Origin of the sequence: Saccharothrix longispora (assembly GCF_030852425.1) — a bacterium.
Taxonomy (GTDB): domain Bacteria; phylum Actinomycetota; class Actinomycetes; order Mycobacteriales; family Pseudonocardiaceae; genus Actinosynnema; species Actinosynnema longispora.
In genome coordinates this window covers 427,383-442,969 of the sequence record NZ_NSDM01000003.1, presented here as the reverse complement: position 1 = coordinate 442,969, position 15,587 = coordinate 427,383, and the positions used below count along the sequence as shown (strand labels likewise).

Here is a 15,587-nt window from a genome sequence, read left to right as displayed (position 1 = left end):
CTCACGGTGAGTCTTCGCGCGTCGGCCAACCGGGCACGCCCGGTGCGCCACCCGGCGGCTTCGGGTTGTCCGGGGTGCCCACGGCGGCGATCTTCACGGTCCGCTCGCTCGCGGTCGGCTGGGGCTTCGGGGGCTGGGGCTTCGGCGGCTGCACCTTGACCGTCTGCTCGCTGGCCGTGGGGGGCCTGCGCACGGGCGGACGCGGCGGCGGGCCCTGCTGCGGTCCCTGCTGGGGTGGTCCCTGCTGGCCCGTCTGGGGCCCGTGCCCCGGTCCCTGCTGCGGCGGCGGTTCGGGGCGGCGCGGCCGGCCGTTCAGCGGCGGCCTGGGGGTGCCGTGCGGGGGATCGTCGTGGGGGCGGGGGTTGTCGGGGCGGAAGTCCGCCGGCTTCGCGCCGGTCGACCGCGGTTCGCCCGGTTCGGCGGACGCCTCCTCCGACCCCTCGTCCTCGTCGTCGACCTCCGCTTCGGCCTCGCGGCGACGCTTGAGCTTGCCCATCACGCTGTCCGAGGCGAACGTCGCCGCCAACGTGAACAGCATCAGCAGCACGAACGCCGCGCCCGCGTACCGGACCTTGCCGCCGATCTGCGCCTCGGCCGTCGTCGGGTTCACGATCACCTGCGAGGTGATGAACGTCGACTCCGGCGCGCTGAGCTTGCGCTGCTGGTCCTCCAGCTCCTTCTGCGCGAAGGTCAGCACCGTGGTGACGAGCTTCTCCGCCTCGTCCGGGGACTCCGCGTCGGTCACCACGAACATGAACGGGCCGTTCACCCCACCGCCCGCGGCGGTGAAGTTCGCCGTCGAGCCCTCGGTGATGCCCAGGTTCTCGCGCGTCTTCGGGTCGGCCAGGATCTGCGCGATGATCTGCGACGTGGTCGAGAGGCTGCCGTCGAACGCCAGCAGCGGGTTGATCTTCACCGCTTCCTCGGGGGAGACGTTCTGGTTGAACGTGCCACCCGCCGCCGGCGAGGTGAACACCATCACACCGGTCGACTCGTAGCGGGTCGGGATCGACACGAACACGCCCGCCGCCAGACCCACGGCCAGGAGCGCCGACGGCAGGGCGATGTACCACCGCCGCCGCAGCACACGCAGCGCGCCCCAGAAGTCCATCCGTTCCCCGATCCGCATTTACCCCGCGTAGAGGTCCGCAAGGTGTTGTTACCCTGAAATCGGCCGACTCGCGGCTTGTCGTTACAGGTGGTGATGGATTTGGGCTCGCGCCGCACCGTGCTCGCCGTGAGCGCCATCGTACTGGTCGCCGTCGCCGGTGCGGTCTACCTGACGGCGGTCGCCCGCGAGGACCGGCCGGTGGCCGCGGCGACGGCCGCGCGGAGCGGCGACCTCCTCTACGTGGAGCTGGCCGACGGGCGGTCGCGGGTCGAGCAGCTGAGCCTGGCCGACCCGTCCGCGCGCTCCACGACCGACCAGGCCTGCCAGCGGTTCTACCGCGCCGCCGGCACGACGGTGTGCCTGAAGCTCGCGGGTCCCGGCCCCACCTACGCGGCCGAGATCAGCCGCGCGGGGGAGGTGGTGCGGACCGTGCCGCTGCCCGGCATCCCGAGCCGCGCCAGAGTGTCCGGGTCCGGTCAGGTGGTGTCCTGGACGTCGTTCGTGACGGGGGACTCGTACTCGGTGCCGGGCGGCTTCTCCACCCGCACCGGGTTCTTCGACCTGCGCAGCGGTGAGGTCGTGGAGTCCCTGGAGGGCTTCGCGGCCGACGTGGAGGGACAGGCCCACACGGCGCAGGACGTCAACTACTGGGGCCTGACGGTCGGCGCCGACGACCGCACGTTCTACGCCACCCTCGCGTCCGGCGGCCTGACCTGGCTGGTGAAGGGCGACCTGGTGGACCGCAGCGCGCGGTCGTTGCGCCGCGACGCGGAGTGCCCGTCGCTGTCCCCGGACGGCACCAGGGTCGCCTACAAGAAGCGCATCGGCCGCCTGGGGCCCTGGGACCTGGCCGTCCTCGACCTGGCCACCGGCACCGAACTCCGCCTCCCGGGCACGGCCGGCGTCGACGACCAGGCCACCTGGCTGGACGCGGACCGCCTGGCCTTCGCCGCGGTCCCGAAGGACGCGAAGCAGGCCGCCGTCCACCTGGTGCCCGCCGACGGCTCGGCCCCGGCCACCGTCCTCGTCCCCGACGCGACCTCCCCCTCCCCCGCCTGACCTGGGCGTTGGACTCCCGGGTCAGACGAGGAGCTCCCGGCGGAGGACCTTGTCCAGGTCGTGGCCGGCCGCGTCCCAGGAACGGCTCGACACGCTGGACGACGCGGTGCGGGCGACGGTCGCGAAATCCGGTAGCGAGACCACTTCGGACAGTGCGCGGGCCAGGTCGTGCGGGGTCGCGGGCGCGTAGCGGACGTGGTCGTTGTCCAGCACCACGCGGTTGTGCGCGGCGTCGTTCACCACCGGCACGCAACCCGCCGCCAGCATCTCGTGCGGCACCAGCGACACGTTCGTCATCGACAGCGTGAGACCGGCGTAGCACCGGTTGTAGATGTCGTTCAACGCGTCCGGGGACACCAGGCCGTGGTCGACGTGGTTCGGGCCGAGCGAGCCGATCTTCTCCCCGTAGGTGTGAATCCGGACATCCGGGTGCCGCTCCGCGAAGATCTCCAGCGCCAGCAACCCGATCTCGATGGCACGCCGGGGCGCCAGCCGGCGCGCGTAGAACACCACGCCGTCCCGCGTCACGCCCTCCCGCAGGTGGTACCGGTCGGCGTCGCAGCCGAACTCGAAGGAGTCGGCGGGCATGCCGACCTCGGTGCGCAGCTTGTCCGCCAGGTACCGCCCAGCGGTGAACCCGTGGAACCCCATCCGGTAGGTGTTCTCGGCCAGCGCGGACAGCCCGCCGACCGGGAAGAACCACGGCTCGTAGTCCTGCACCAGGTAGAACCGCTTGCCCGCGCACGGGTCGTTGAACACCGGGTAGGCCGTCATCCACGCCGTCGCGAACACGGCGTGCGCGTCGTCCATCCCCCCGGTCACGTCGTGCACCGTCCCCCGGAACCCCGGGAACGCCGCCCTGATCACCGGCTCGTGGTCCGCCGCACGGCTGCCGTACACGTCGTACAGGTACAGCCGGTTGGTGTGGCCCAGCGACTGGAGGTGCTCGACCAGCCGGAACATCGTGGTGTGCCCGCCCGACCCCGGCGACGGCGGCGTGCTCACCCAGTTGACCGTCAACGCGCCGTCCGCGGGCACCGACGGCACCTCGACGGGGCGGCGCGCGGAGATGTCGGCCGCGCGCACGTCCTCCAGGCGCACCGGGAACACCTCGGTGTCCGCGCCGAACCGCCGCGCCGCGCGCGCCAGGGCACGAGCACCGAGCTGCCGCACACCGCCGTCGCGCACGATGTGCGAGACCTGGTGCGCGCGGCGCTGCAACTGCTGGACGACCCTCACGCGTTGCTCCTCCTCAGCAGCCCCAGCACCTCGTGGCGCAGGGGGAAGACGACGGCGGCGTAGGCCAGGGACGCGAGCGCGCCGCTCACCAGGAGCCGCCACAGGGGGGCCTCGACCAGCTGCTCCACGCCGAGCGCGACCGCGACCATCACGAGACCGCCGAGCAGGGGGCGCGCCACCGCCGCGCCGAGGACGCGCGCCCGCAGCCCGTAGGGCCGGAACGCCACCAGGTACGCGGGCACGACGACCACGAGCACCACCACGCTCTGCGCCGCCGCCACGCCGCGCAGGCCGCCGACGTGCGCACCCAGCGCCAGCAGCGGCACCAGCGCCGCGAGCCAGACGAGGTGGATGACGAAGATGGCGCGCGACCGGCCCGCGCTGGCCAGGTAGTCGTAGCCCAGTTCCAGCGCCACGCGCAGCGCGCCGAGCACCACCAGCAGCGCCAGCGCCTGCGCGGCGGGCGCCCACCGCTCGCCGTAGACGACCCGGACCAGCGGGTCGGCCAGCACGGCCAGCAGCACGCACGCGGGCACGGTGGCCAGCGCGAGCAGCCGCAGGGCGCGGGCGAACGTCCGCGCGAACAACGCCGGATCATCCCTGACCTGTGAGAACGCCGCCAGTGACACGCTGCGCACCGGCTGCGAGAACGCCGCGACCGGCCAGTTCGCCAGGTTGAACGCGAGCAGGTAGTAGCCGAGCTGCACGGTCCCGAGCACGCCGCCGACCACGATCTGGTCGACGTTGAGCACGCCGAACACGAGCAGGCTCGCCCCGGCCAGCGGCAGGCCGAAGGACAGCAGCTCCCGCGCCTGCCGGGGGTCGAACCCGGGCCGGTACCAGCGCTCGGTGTAGGCGAACATGACGCCGGTCGACACCAGGTTCGTGGCGATCCGCGCCCAGGCCAGGCTCCACGCGCCGAACCCGAGCAGCGCGAGCACCACCGTCACGGTGGTGCCCACGACGAACGCCGAGGTGTCGGCGACGAACTTGTGGTCCTGCCGGAACTCGCGCTGGAGCAGCGCGCCGGGCACCGCCGACACGCCCGCCACCACCAGTGACAGCGACATGAGCTGGATCACGCCGGTGGCCTGCGGCGTGCCCATCGCGCCCGCGAACCACGGCGCGCCGAGCACGCACACCAGGCACAGCAGCGCGCCGGAGGCGATGGACAGCGTGGTGACGGTGGGCGCCAGCTCCTCCACCGGCCGCTCGGTGCGCACCAGGGCGACGCTGACGCCCATCTCGCTGATGCTCATCACGATGTTCATCACCACGAGCGCCACGGCGAACACGCCGAACTGCTCGGGGGCCACCAGCCGGGCGACGAGGACGCCGACGCCCACCTGCCCCAGCCGCTGCACCAGGCTGTTGACCGCGCTCCAGCGGATCGCCGAGGTGACCTTCCGCTCCAGGCCGGCGGTCACTGCCCGCGCCACTTCCAGACCTGCTTGGACACCAGGCCCCGTCCCCGCTTGACCAGGTGGCTGCCGACGAACAGCTGCGTGCGGCTGCACGCGCGCGGCCCGAGCGCGCGCCTGCGCCGCAACGCCCGGTACTCGCCCAGCCGCTCGGCGCCGGGGTCGACGCGACGGGCGAACTCCACCAGCTCGTCCACCGGGATGTCGGCCAGCCGGTCGCGGTCGTAGGCCCGGACGGCCCGCCACAGGGCGTCCTTGGCGATGGACCGGTTCGCCAGCGACTTCAGCCTCGGCGGCAGGTCGGGGTGCTCGCGGAAGAACAGGTCGAACACGGCCTGCCGCTGCTCCAGGTCCGCGAACAGCGACGAGAACCGCGTGCGCATCATCGACTGCTGGTGCACCCGGTAGTACGCGGCGGGCTTGCCGCGCACGTAGCCGATGTCGGAGACGGCCGCGATGCGCATCCACATCTCCAGGTCACCGGCGTGCGGCAGGTCGGCCCGGTAGCCGCCGACCCGCTGCTGCACGGAGGTGCGCACGACCGCCTCCGGGGAGGACAGCACGTTCTGGCCGGTCCGGCAGCGCGCCTCGATCCAGTCCACACCGGACCACACCGTCGTGCCCGCCGGCGGGGTGACGACCTTCGGCAGGCGGTCCTGGTCCCGGTAGTACACGACGCGCCCGTACACCATGCCGACGTTCGGGTTGGCCTCGAAGACCGCGGCCGCGCGGGCCAGGGAGCCCGGCGCCAGCAGGTCGTCCGCGGACAGGAGAACGGTGTAGTCGGCCTTGGCCCACTCCAGCAGGCCCTCGTTGTAGGTGGCGATGTGCCCCTTGTTGACCTGGTGCCTGCGACCTTCGACCCGCGGGTCCCGCGTGAGCTCCGCCACCACCTCGGGCGTGTCGTCGGTGGACGTGTCGTCGATGATCAGCACCCGGACGTCGACGCCGGGCTGGTCGAGGACGCTCCGCACGCAGGACCTGAGGAACCTCGCGTAGTTGTAGCAGGGGATGACGACGTCGACCGCGGGTCGTGTCGAGGGATCAGTCACGTCCTACTCATCGTGCGCGGTCGCGGATCGTTAACGCCCGACCCCGTATCCCGATGTACCGGGCATACGGGAAGGGGTTCTCGATGGACCACGTCGTTCTGACGCGCTTCAACCTGCCGTCCGTGGGCGCCGAGAGCGTCGTGCGGGCGCAGGAGGGCTGGCTGACCAAGCGCGTCGGGCTGTTCGAGCGGTACTGCCTGCCCTCGGTGGCGGCGCAGACCTCGTCGGACTTCCGGTGGCTCATCTACTTCGACCCGGAGAGCCCGCGGTGGCTCAAGGACCGGATCGCCGCGCACGGCGACGCCTACACGCCGGTGTTCCGCACCCGGGTCAGCCGGGAGGAGCTGCTGGAGGACGTCGCCGCGCTGTTCCCGACCAGGGGCGACGAGCTGATCACCACGAACCTGGACAACGACGACGGCCTGGCCGCCGACTTCGTCGAACGCCTCCAGGCGGCGCCGTCGACCGGCCGCCGCACCGCGCTCTACCTGGCGAACGGGCTGGTCAAGAGCCCGAGCGGGTTGTTCTCCCACCACGACCGGGACAACGCGTTCGCCTCGATGCGGGAGAGCTGGGCCGACCCGGTGACGTGCTGGGCGGACTGGCACAACCGGCTGCACCGGCACGCCGAGGTGGTGTCGCTCGGCGGCCCGCCCGGCTGGCTCCAGGTCGTGCACGGCGGCAACGTGAGCAACCGCACGCGCGGCCGGCTGGTGTCGCCCGCGCCGTACCGGCCGCTGTTCGGGTCGGCGCTGGACGACGTTCCGGAACCCGCCGGTCGGGTGGTGGCGCGTGACCGGTTCGTGGGACATCCCTTGCGGGTGGCGCGCGACGGGGCCAGATTCGTGGCCAAGACGGCCGCGCAGCGGCTCCTCGGTCCCGGCGGTTTCGAGAAGGCCAAGCAGGTGCTGGCCGCGCGCGGACGCGCCCGCACCCCCGGCTGAGACCCGCACCCCGACCCGAACAGGACCTCCGAACCATGGCCCTTCCACGCGCCCTCGCGGCGGTCCTCCTCCTGCTGACGGCGGCGTGCACCGCCCGGGCGCAGGTCCCGGACGCCCCCACCGCGGCGCCGCCCGTCGTCGTCCCGTCGGTCGACTACTACGAGAGGTGGGCCAACGGGCCCAACCCGACGGGCGACCCGGGCACGTTCCCGATCAACGTCTGGATGCAGGACCCCTCCGGCGTGGAGAACGGCGAGAAGCTCGGCTACGCCCTCCCGAAGATCGGCGTCGACGTCGGCATCGGGCTGTGGGAGGACGAGTGGTGGTGGCTGCGCCAGGAAGGCCTCCACCAGACCGACTGGCGGGTGTACGTGGACCCGACGCGCGTGGACACGGTGCTGGCCGACACCGCGCACGCGCGCAACTACGTCGGCTACCTGGTGGCCGACGAACCGGACATGAACAAGGTCTACGGCGACGTGTTCAACCCGGAGATGCAGCCGTCGGCGATCCTCAAGGCCGCCGACGCCGTGCGCGCGAAGGACCCGACGCGCCCGACGTACATCAACTTCAGCCCGTGGATGGGCACGCCCACCGGCGAGATCGGCTACGGCTACATCGAGGAGTCGTACGAGGAGGACATGCGCACCTACTGCTCGGCCGCGGACATCGCCTCGGCCGACTACTACGCCTGGACGCACCCGGACCGCAACCACACCGTCGGCGCGTACGCCTACGGCGAGGTCATCGACACCATGCGCAAGTGGTGCGGACCGGACAAGCCGCTGTACGGGTTCGTCGAGACCGGCCACCCGCACACGCACGGCGAGATCATCGACGCCGACCAGTTGGAGTCGGCGGTGTGGAACACCGTCCTGCACGGCGCGACCGGGATCAACTACTTCGCGCACAGCTTCTACACCGAGGGCAGGGGCGAGTACACCAGCATCCTGACCCGCCCCGGGATCACCGCCCGCGTCGCGGCCGTCAACGCCCGGCTCAAGGCGCTCGCGCCCGTGCTCAACGCGCCCAACCTGCCCGGCGTGACGGCCACGAGCGACAACGGCATCCCGGTGGCCGTCCTGCACAAGCAGGTCGACGGGCAGCGGTGGGTGCTCGCGCAGACCGACGGGAACAAGGACAACCCCAAGAGCCGCGCGGCGAAGGTGGAGCTGACCGTGCCGGTGGCGTCGGGCACGGCGACCGTGGAGGGCGAGAACCGGACCGTGCCCATCGTGGACGGCAGGATCGTCGACGACTTCGGCCCGTACTCCGTCCACGTCTACCGCTTCTGACCGGCTAACGGCTCATCCGCGCGCAGCGATCGGGTCAGTGCGGGACCCCGTCGAGGCTCGGAGGCCGACAGTGCTGCCCAGAACCCTGCTCCACGAACGCGTCCACGCGGGCATCCGCAGAACGGCGGCGACCGGTGGCACGTCCGCGCTGGTCGCCGCCCTGCTGCTGGTGCCGTCCGCGCCGGCTTCGGCCGCCCCGAACCGCGTGCTCGGGTACGTCGCCAACAACGGTGGCGGCGTGTCCGTCCTGGACACCGCCACCGACGCGGTCACCAGCACGCTGGGCGACGGCGGAGGTGACTCGCCCTACGGCGTCGGCGTCGCGTTCGACGGCGCGCGCGGGTACGTGACCAACGTGCGCGACGACACGCTGACCGTCATCGACACGCCGACGAACACCGTGGACGCGGCCGTGCCGGTCGGCGACGGCCCGGCCGGTGTCGTGGTGTCACCGGACGGCGGGCACGTCTACGTGTCCAACTACTTCGCGGGCACGGTGTCCGTGGTGGACGCGGCGACGCTGACCACGACCGAGACCATCGCGGTGGGCCCGAACGCGGACGGCGTCGCGATCACGCCGGACGGGTCGCGGCTGTACGTGGCGCACGACGTCGCCGGCCCCGGCACGGTGTCCGTCGTGGACACCGCGACCAACACCGAGGTCGCGGAGATCGCCACCGGCAGCACGCCGACCGCGGTGGCCGTGACGCCGGACGGCGCGAGGCTGCTCGTGGTCAACAAGCTCTCCAACGACGTGGCCGTCGTCGACACCGCGTCGAACGCCGTGCTGGGGACGATCCCGGTGAGCTTCATCCCGCACGGCGTGGCGATCTCGCCGGACGGGGCGCGGGCGTACGTGACCAACAGCGAGGGCCACACCGTGTCGGTGCTGGACGTGGCGGCGATGACGGCGGTGGCCACCGTGCCCGTGGGCAGCAGGCCGATCGCCGTGGCCCTGACGCCGGACGGCGCGCGCGCCTACGTGACGAACTACAACAGCGGCACCGTCTCGGTGCTGGACACGGCGACCCTGGCGGTCGTCAACACCATCACGGTGGGCCGGAACCCGGTGGGCATCGCGATCCACGGCGTGCCGCCCGCGGCCACGAAGCTGGTCGCCGGCCACGCCCGGGTCCAGTTGCGCCTGCTCGGCTTCGGCCTGCGCGGCCTGGACGCGACCCTGACCGAGTCGCACACCGGCAAGCCCGTCGTCGGCAAGCGCGTGGCGTTCCGCACCATCAAGGGCCACCCGCTGTGCACGGCCACCACGAACGCCTCGGGCACCGCGACGTGCGACGCGAACGTTCCCCTCCTGGTCGGCCTGGCCACCCTCCTGCGCGGCTACACCGCCGCCCACGCCGGCGACCAGACCCACGCCCCGTCCCGCTCCCACGGCCACGCCACCCTCCTCTAACCGCGAGTCGTAACCCCGACCCGCGCGAGTCGTGCGTTCGCGCCACGCGAGTCGTACGTTCAGGACCCCCGTGTTCTTCACTCGCGAGTAAGAACTCAAGGGGGCTGGGCTTACGACTCGCCCGGCGCGAACGCACGACTCGCCGGTCAGGCTGGGCGGGCGGTGGTGGTGAGGTAGAGGGAGGTGGCCACGGCGACCACCAGGGACGCGATCGCGGTGTGGACGGCGGTGCCGAAGGCGGCGTACTGGAGCAGGAAGCCGAACGCGACCGAGGAGACCAGGCGGGCCAGGGCCTGGCCGGTCTGGACCACGGCCAGGCCGGAGGCGCGGAGCGATTCCGGGACCAGGGTGGCCACCCGAGCCGAGAGGACGCCGTCCGTCGCCGCGTAGAACAGGCCGTGGCAGACGAGGGCCGCCACGGCGCCCGCGTAGCCGGTACCGGGCGCCAGGAGGAACGCGTACACCGCCAGGAGGGCCACGTGCCCGCCCAGGAAGACCGGCCACCGGCCCACGCGATCGGCCACGCGGCCCAGGGGAGCGGCGGCCAGCAGGAACACCAGCGCGGTGCCCAGCGGCAGCAGGGGCAGCAGGTGGAGCGGGGCGCCGGTCGCCTGCTGCACCAGGATGAACACGAACGCGTCGGACAGCGTCGCCAGGCCCAGCAGGGCCGACGCGACGGCCACCCTGCGGTACCCGGCCTGCCGCAGCAGGCCCAGGCCGGCCCGGATCGACGGACGGGGGCCGGTCGGCGCGGGACGCGGGTTCTCCCGCACGAACGCCACCAGCACGATCAGTCCGATCGCGGCGAAGCAGCCGCTGACCACGAACACCGGCCCCGCGACCGTGCCTAGCCAGTACAGCAGCAGGAACGTCACCAGCGGCCCGAGCAACGCGCCGACCGTGTCCATGCTGCGGTGCAGCCCGAACGCCGCGCCCAGCCGGTCCGGCGGGGTGGCCAGCGAGATCAGCGCGTCCCGGGGCGCGGTCCGCAGGCCCTTGCCCGCGCGGTCGGCGGCCATCGTCGCGCCGATGCCGAACGCGGACGCGCCCACGAGCGGGAAGATGAGCTTCGTCACCGCCGACAGCCCGTAACCGGCCGCCGCGACCGCCTTGTGCCGGTGGGTGCGGTCGGAGACGAGCCCGCCGACGAGCCGCAGCACCGCCGTGGCACCCGTGTACAGACCGTCCAGCACCCCGAACTGCGCGTAGCTCATGTTGAGCGTGAACAGCAGGTAGACCGGCATGAACGCGGTGACCATCTCGGCCGACACGTCGGTCAGCAGGCTCACCGCCCCCAGGGCCACGACGGTGCCGGGGACCTTGCCCCTGACGCGCTCGGAGGGCCGGACGGACGCAACGTACATGCCCCCGATATCGGTCACGGGCGGTGACCGTTACCGCGATCGGACCAGTGGCGGCCCGGCGCCCACCACGGCGGTAACGAGGTCCGCGCCACCGCCGATGACGCGGGTATGCCGGACATCTCGCAGGCCCGCGTCCGCGTGGGCGCCGTCGACGTGTGGGCCGTCAGCGAATCCGGTCTCGCCGACCACGTGGTCGAGGCGTGGCGGCGGTCCGCGGGCGGCGCGATCGTCACGGCCAACGTGGACATCGTGCGCGCCGCGACCCGCAGACCCGAACTGGCCGCGCTGATCGCCGAGTCCGAGGTCGTCGTCGCGGACGGCATGCCCGTCGTGTGGGCCGGTCGCCTCGCGGGCGTCCCGGTGCCCGAACGCGTCACCGGCTCGTCGCTGGTGTTCACCCTCGCCGCCGCCGCGGCCCGGGAGGGCCGCTCGGTCTACCTGCTCGGCGGCAACCCCGGCGTGCCGGAGAAGGCCGCCGACGTGCTCACCGCCCGCCACCCCGGCCTGCGCGTCGCGGGCACGGGCTCACCGCCGTTCGGGTTCGAGCGGGACGACGCCCTGACCGCCGAGACCGTCGCCGGGGTCGTCGAGGCCAAACCGGACCTGGTGATGGTGGGCCTGGGCTTCCCCAAGCAGGAGAACCTGATCCGCCTGCTGCGCGCCGAACTCCCGGACGCCTGGTTCCTCGGCTGCGGTGCGGGCATCCCGATGGCCGCGGGCGAGTTCAAGCGCGCCTCCGGCGTGGTGCAGAAGGTCGGCGCGGAGTGGTTGCACCGCCTCGCCCTCGAACCCCGCCGCCTCGCCAAGCGCTACCTGCGCGACGACCTCCCGTTCGCGTTCCGCCTCCTCGGGGGCGCGCTGCGCACCCGCTTCCGCCGCACGGGGGAGTAGAAGTGCCGCTGGCCGTGGTCGTCGTGACCTACCACAGCGCCGACGTGGTGGGGGACTGCCTCACCTCCGTCGCCACCGCGCTGGAGTCCGTCCCGGACAGTCGGGTCGTGGTGGTGGACAACGCCTCCACCGACGACACGCTCGACGTCGTGCGCCGGGTCGCCCCGCACGCGCGGGTCGTCGCCCGCACCGCCAACGACGGGTTCGCGGCGGGCGTGAACGCCGGGTTCGCCGCCGCGCCGGACTGCGACGTGCTCGTGCTCAACCCGGACATCCGCCTGCACCCGGAGGCGGTCGCGTTCCTGCTGGCCGCCCTCGCGCTGCCCGGCACCGGCATCGCGGTGCCGCGCCTGACCGGGCCCGACGGCGAGCCGCAGCTGTCGTTGCGGCGCGCGCCGAACCCGCTGCGCGCGCTGGGCGAGGCGTTCCTCGGCGGCACCCGCGCCGGCCGGCACGCCCCGCTCGGCGAGCTCGTCGTCGACCCCCGTGCCTACGCCGCGGCCGGATCGGCGGACTGGGCGACCGGCGCCGCGTGGCTGATCTCCCGTGAGGCCCGCGAGGCGACGGGCGTGCTGGAGGAGCGGTACTTCCTGTACTCGGAGGAGACGGAGTACATGCTCCGCGCGGGCGAGCGCGGCTTCGCGATCCGCTACGAGCCCCGCGCGCACGCCGTGCACCTGGGCGGCGAGCAGTCCACGTCGCCCGTGCTGTGGTCGATGGCCACCACGAACCGGGTGCGCATGGTGCGCGAGCGCCGGGGCCGCCCGGCCGCGGTCGCCATGTGGTGCGCGGTGCTGGTCAACGAGCTGCTGCGCGCGCCCCGGCACGCCAAGCACCGCACCGCCGTCGCGGACCTGGTGCGCTGGCGGCGGTGGCCGGCCCGGCCCGGCGAGGGGGACCGGCCCGGCTGGATCTGCTTCTCCGCGCAGGACTGGTGGTACCACAACCGGGCGCACTCGGACTTCCAGCTGATGCGGTCGGTCGCGCGGGACCGCCGGGTGCTGGTGGTCAACAGCATCGGCATGCGCATGCCGACCCGCGGCAACAGCACGCACGTGGCCCGCCGCATCCTGCGGAAGCTGCGCAGCGTCGCGAAGTTCGTGCGCCGCCCCGAGCCGGACTTCTACGTGATGTCGCCGCTGCCGCTGCCGTTCTACGGCTCGCCGTTCCTGCGCGCGGTCAACGCCGTGCTGGTGCGGGCCCAGGTGCGGCTCGTGGCGGCGTTCCTGCGCCTGCGCACGCCGGTGGTCATGGTCACCATCCCGACCGCGTGGGACGTGGTCGCGCCGATGCGCAGGCGGAGCCTGGTGTTCAACCGCTCCGACCGGCACTCCGACTTCCCCGAGGCCGACCGCGGCGCGATCGAGGCGCTGGAGCACCGGCTCCTGGAGCACGCCGACCACGTCGTCTACGTCAGCCACGCCCTCATGGCCGAGGAGGCGCCGCGCACCGGCGAGCGCGCCCACTTCCTGGACCACGGCGTGGACGTCGACCACTTCACCGCGCGGCCCGAGCACGAGTGGCCGGACGACGTGCGGGCGATCCCGGGTCCGCGGATCGGGTTCTTCGGGGCCCTCGACGACTTCGTGGTCGACTTCGACCTGCTCGAACGCCTCGCCGTCGAGCTGCCCGGCGCGTCGCTGGTGCTCATCGGCGACGCGACGCACCCGATGGAGCGCTTCGACGAGCACCCCAACGTCCACTGGCTCGGGTTCCGCCCCTACGACCTGGTCCCGGCCTACGGGTCGGCGTTCGACGTGGCGATCATGCCGTGGCAGGACAACAACTGGATCAAGCACTCGAACCCGATCAAGCTCAAGGAGTACCTCGCGCTGGGCCTGCCGGTGGTCAGCACGGACTTCGCCGAGCTGGCCGGCTACGCCGACCGGGTGCGCGCCGCCCGGTCGCACGCGGAGTTCGTCGACGCCGTGCGCCGCACCCTCGCCGACGGGGGACCGCGGCCGGCCGCGGCGCTGCGCGAGTCGGTGCTGACCCGCTCGTGGCGGTCCCGCGCGGCCGAACTGGTGGCGCTGGCGGAGCAACGCGGCAGGTGAGGGGCCCGAAGCGGCGGGGAGCGCCGGGGTTGCGCCGGTGTGGCGTCGGTATCGAACCGGCCCGTATGGCTGAAGGCCGCCGCGAACGCCTCTAGTGTGGGTGTCGTGCAGCCCCTGCCCCCGAACGCCCCGTCGCGGATCGGCGACTACGCGCTGCTCGCCGCGCTCGGTCGCGGCGCGATGGGGTCCGTGTACCTGGCGCGCTCGCGCGGTGGCCGGCCGATCGCGGTCAAGGTCGCCCGCTCCGAACTGGCCGACAACCCCCAGTTCCGCGAGCGGTTCCGCCGCGAGGTCGAGATGGCCCGCGCGGTCGGCGGCTTCTGGACCGCGACCGTCGTGGACGCCGACCCGGACGCCGAGCACCCGTGGATGGCCACCGAGTACATCCCGGGCATGAGCCTCCAGCAGGCCGTGCAGGACCACGGCCCGCTGCCCGAGCGCGCCGTGCGGCGGCTCGCGGGCGGCCTGGCCGAGGCGCTGGTCGCGATCCACGGCGCGGGCCTCGTGCACCGCGACCTCAAGCCGTCGAACGTGCTGCTGGCCGACGACGGGCCGCGCGTCATCGACTTCGGCATCGCCCGCGCGCTGGAGCACTCCGCGCTGACCGAGGCGGGCATCGTGTTCGGCACGCCCGGCTACCTGTCGCCGGAGCAGGTCGTGGGCAAGCGGATCACGACGCAGAGCGACGTGTTCGCCCTCGGCTCGGTGCTCGTCCACGCGGCGACCGGCAGCGGCCCGTTCGGCGAGGGCGCCACGTCCGCGCTGGTCTACCGGGTCGTGCACCAGGACCCGGACCTGTCGCTGGTGCCGCCGTCGCTGGTGCCGCTGATCCTGCCGTGCCTGGAGCGCGACCCCGAGCGGCGGCCGACGCCGGCGGGGCTGCTGGAGCTGATCGGGCCGCCGTCGGCCGAGCCGTCGTGGCTGCCCTCGCGCATCCGCTCCGTGGTGGAGCAGCGGCACACCGAGCTGAGCATGCTGCCCGCGAAGCCGCCCACCCGCGTCATGGTGGACGAGCCGCCCGCGCCGGCGGCGAAGCCCGCGACCCGCGTCGCGCAGGCGGCGCCCGCCGGCCCCGCCACCCCCGTGGCGCCCTTCGGCCCCGCGACACCGGTCGGCCCCGCCGCACCGGTCGTGCCCGGCAAGCCCGTCGTGCCCGGCAAGCCCGTCGTGCCCGCCACGCGGGTCGCGGCGGCCAAGCAGGACCGCGGTGACGTGCGGCCGACCGGTTCGCGGTTCAGGACGTCCCGGGTGGCCGGGATCAGCTGGGCCGGGGTGAACCTGCTGGCCGCGATCGTCACCGCCGCGGTCGCCGACCCCAAGGCGGGCGCCCCCGACCTGGTCCGGCTGGCCGCGTTCATCGCGTTCGCGCTGTTCGCGGTGACCGCGGTCCGGCTGCTGATCGGCGTGGCCAGCTCCGCGCTGACCCTGGACGTGGGGCCGGACGGCCTCACGCTGTCCAACGGCGCGGAGACCCGGCGCCTGCCCTGGTACGCCATCGCCCGGGTCAAGGTCGAGGCGCACCACGCCCGGCCGTGGCTGGTGGTGTGGCTCGTCGGCGCCGCCAAGCCCCCGGAGACGCTGGGCCGGAGCAGCTTCACCGTGCACAAGGGCGGCCTGCGGGTGTACCCGATCTCGCACGAGCGCTACCGCAAGCGCCGCGACCGGGACGTCGTGGAGCTGCGCTCGGCCCTCGCGTGGTACGGATCGGCCGCCTACGACCCCCGGTGACCCCCCGGGATGCCG

Annotated in this window: 12 protein-coding genes; 7 read left to right on the top strand and 5 right to left on the bottom strand. The window is 73.3% G+C overall.

The genetic code is table 11. From position 1 onward, the window contains the following. Position 1: 1 nt before the first annotated feature. Positions 2 to 1,129, bottom strand: a complete 1,128-nt coding sequence (locus CKY47_RS09920) for a YveK family protein (protein ID WP_306745391.1) — start codon at positions 1,127 to 1,129, stop codon at positions 2 to 4. Between the two features lie 108 nt (positions 1,130 to 1,237). Between CKY47_RS09920 and CKY47_RS09915 the strand changes: the two genes are divergently transcribed. Continuing rightward, positions 1,238 to 2,170 (top strand): TolB family protein, encoded by a 933-nt coding sequence (locus tag CKY47_RS09915; protein WP_306745390.1) that lies wholly within the window; start codon positions 1,238 to 1,240, stop codon positions 2,168 to 2,170. A 21-nt stretch (positions 2,171 to 2,191) separates the two neighbouring features. On the opposite strand, the gene CKY47_RS09910 is transcribed toward CKY47_RS09915, so the two are convergent. The 3 genes from CKY47_RS09910 to CKY47_RS09900 are packed head-to-tail and all read right to left on the bottom strand — an operon-like array spanning position 2,192 to position 5,882. Next, on the bottom strand, positions 2,192 to 3,409 hold the full coding sequence (locus tag CKY47_RS09910) for a rhamnosyltransferase WsaF family glycosyltransferase (RefSeq protein ID WP_306745389.1): 1,218 nt from the start codon (positions 3,407 to 3,409) through the stop codon (positions 2,192 to 2,194). Further along, complete coding sequence (locus tag CKY47_RS09905; RefSeq protein ID WP_306745388.1) at positions 3,406 to 4,848, bottom strand: lipopolysaccharide biosynthesis protein; 1,443 nt, start codon at positions 4,846 to 4,848, stop codon at positions 3,406 to 3,408. Before CKY47_RS09905 ends, CKY47_RS09910 begins: the two co-directional genes overlap by 4 nt. Next, on the bottom strand, positions 4,833 to 5,882 hold the full coding sequence (locus tag CKY47_RS09900) for a glycosyltransferase (RefSeq protein WP_306745387.1): 1,050 nt from the start codon (positions 5,880 to 5,882) through the stop codon (positions 4,833 to 4,835). Before CKY47_RS09900 ends, CKY47_RS09905 begins: the two co-directional genes overlap by 16 nt. A gap of 83 nt (positions 5,883 to 5,965) precedes the next feature. On the opposite strand from CKY47_RS09900, the gene CKY47_RS09895 reads away from it, so the two are divergent. The 3 genes from CKY47_RS09895 (at position 5,966) to CKY47_RS09885 (ending at position 9,535) form a co-directional block, all read left to right on the top strand. Next, positions 5,966 to 6,826 carry a glycosyltransferase gene (locus CKY47_RS09895; RefSeq protein ID WP_306745386.1) on the top strand — a complete coding sequence of 287 codons (861 nt, stop codon included), beginning with the start codon at positions 5,966 to 5,968 and terminating at the stop codon, positions 6,824 to 6,826. Positions 6,827 to 6,861: 35 nt separating this feature from the next. Continuing rightward, on the top strand, positions 6,862 to 8,121 hold the full coding sequence (locus CKY47_RS09890; protein WP_306745385.1) for a hypothetical protein: 1,260 nt from the start codon (positions 6,862 to 6,864) through the stop codon (positions 8,119 to 8,121). A gap of 70 nt (positions 8,122 to 8,191) precedes the next feature. Beyond that, positions 8,192 to 9,535, top strand: a complete 1,344-nt coding sequence (locus CKY47_RS09885) for a YVTN family beta-propeller repeat protein (RefSeq protein WP_306745384.1) — start codon at positions 8,192 to 8,194, stop codon at positions 9,533 to 9,535. Positions 9,536 to 9,681: 146 nt separating this feature from the next. Here CKY47_RS09885 and CKY47_RS09880 read toward each other — a convergent pair whose 3' ends face one another. Further along, complete coding sequence (locus CKY47_RS09880) at positions 9,682 to 10,899, bottom strand: MFS transporter (RefSeq protein WP_306745383.1); 1,218 nt, start codon at positions 10,897 to 10,899, stop codon at positions 9,682 to 9,684. A gap of 108 nt (positions 10,900 to 11,007) precedes the next feature. Between CKY47_RS09880 and CKY47_RS09875 the strand changes: the two genes are divergently transcribed. The 3 genes from CKY47_RS09875 (at position 11,008) to CKY47_RS09865 (ending at position 15,572) form a co-directional block, all read left to right on the top strand. Beyond that, positions 11,008 to 11,790: a WecB/TagA/CpsF family glycosyltransferase gene (locus CKY47_RS09875; protein WP_306745382.1), complete on the top strand. Its 783-nt coding sequence runs from the start codon at positions 11,008 to 11,010 to the stop codon at positions 11,788 to 11,790. 2 nt (positions 11,791 to 11,792) lie between these two features. Further along, positions 11,793 to 13,844 (top strand): glycosyltransferase, encoded by a 2,052-nt coding sequence (locus tag CKY47_RS09870; protein WP_306745381.1) that lies wholly within the window; start codon positions 11,793 to 11,795, stop codon positions 13,842 to 13,844. 105 nt (positions 13,845 to 13,949) lie between these two features. Further along, on the top strand, positions 13,950 to 15,572 hold the full coding sequence (locus tag CKY47_RS09865; protein ID WP_306745380.1) for a serine/threonine-protein kinase: 1,623 nt from the start codon (positions 13,950 to 13,952) through the stop codon (positions 15,570 to 15,572). Positions 15,573 to 15,587 lie beyond the last annotated feature (15 nt).

Bases quoted from the DNA above. Each gene is read 5' to 3' on its own strand.
- CKY47_RS09895 (WP_306745386.1), top strand. From the start codon at position 5,966: ATGGACCACGTCGTTCTGACGCGCTTCAACCTGCCGTCCGTGGGCGCC.
- CKY47_RS09890 (WP_306745385.1), top strand. From the start codon at position 6,862: ATGGCCCTTCCACGCGCCCTCGCGGCGGTCCTCCTCCTGCTGACGGCG.
- CKY47_RS09880 (WP_306745383.1), bottom strand. From the start codon at position 10,899: ATGTACGTTGCGTCCGTCCGGCCCTCCGAGCGCGTCAGGGGCAAGGTC.
- CKY47_RS09920 (WP_306745391.1), bottom strand. From the start codon at position 1,129: ATGCGGATCGGGGAACGGATGGACTTCTGGGGCGCGCTGCGTGTGCTG.
- CKY47_RS09875 (WP_306745382.1), top strand. From the start codon at position 11,008: ATGCCGGACATCTCGCAGGCCCGCGTCCGCGTGGGCGCCGTCGACGTG.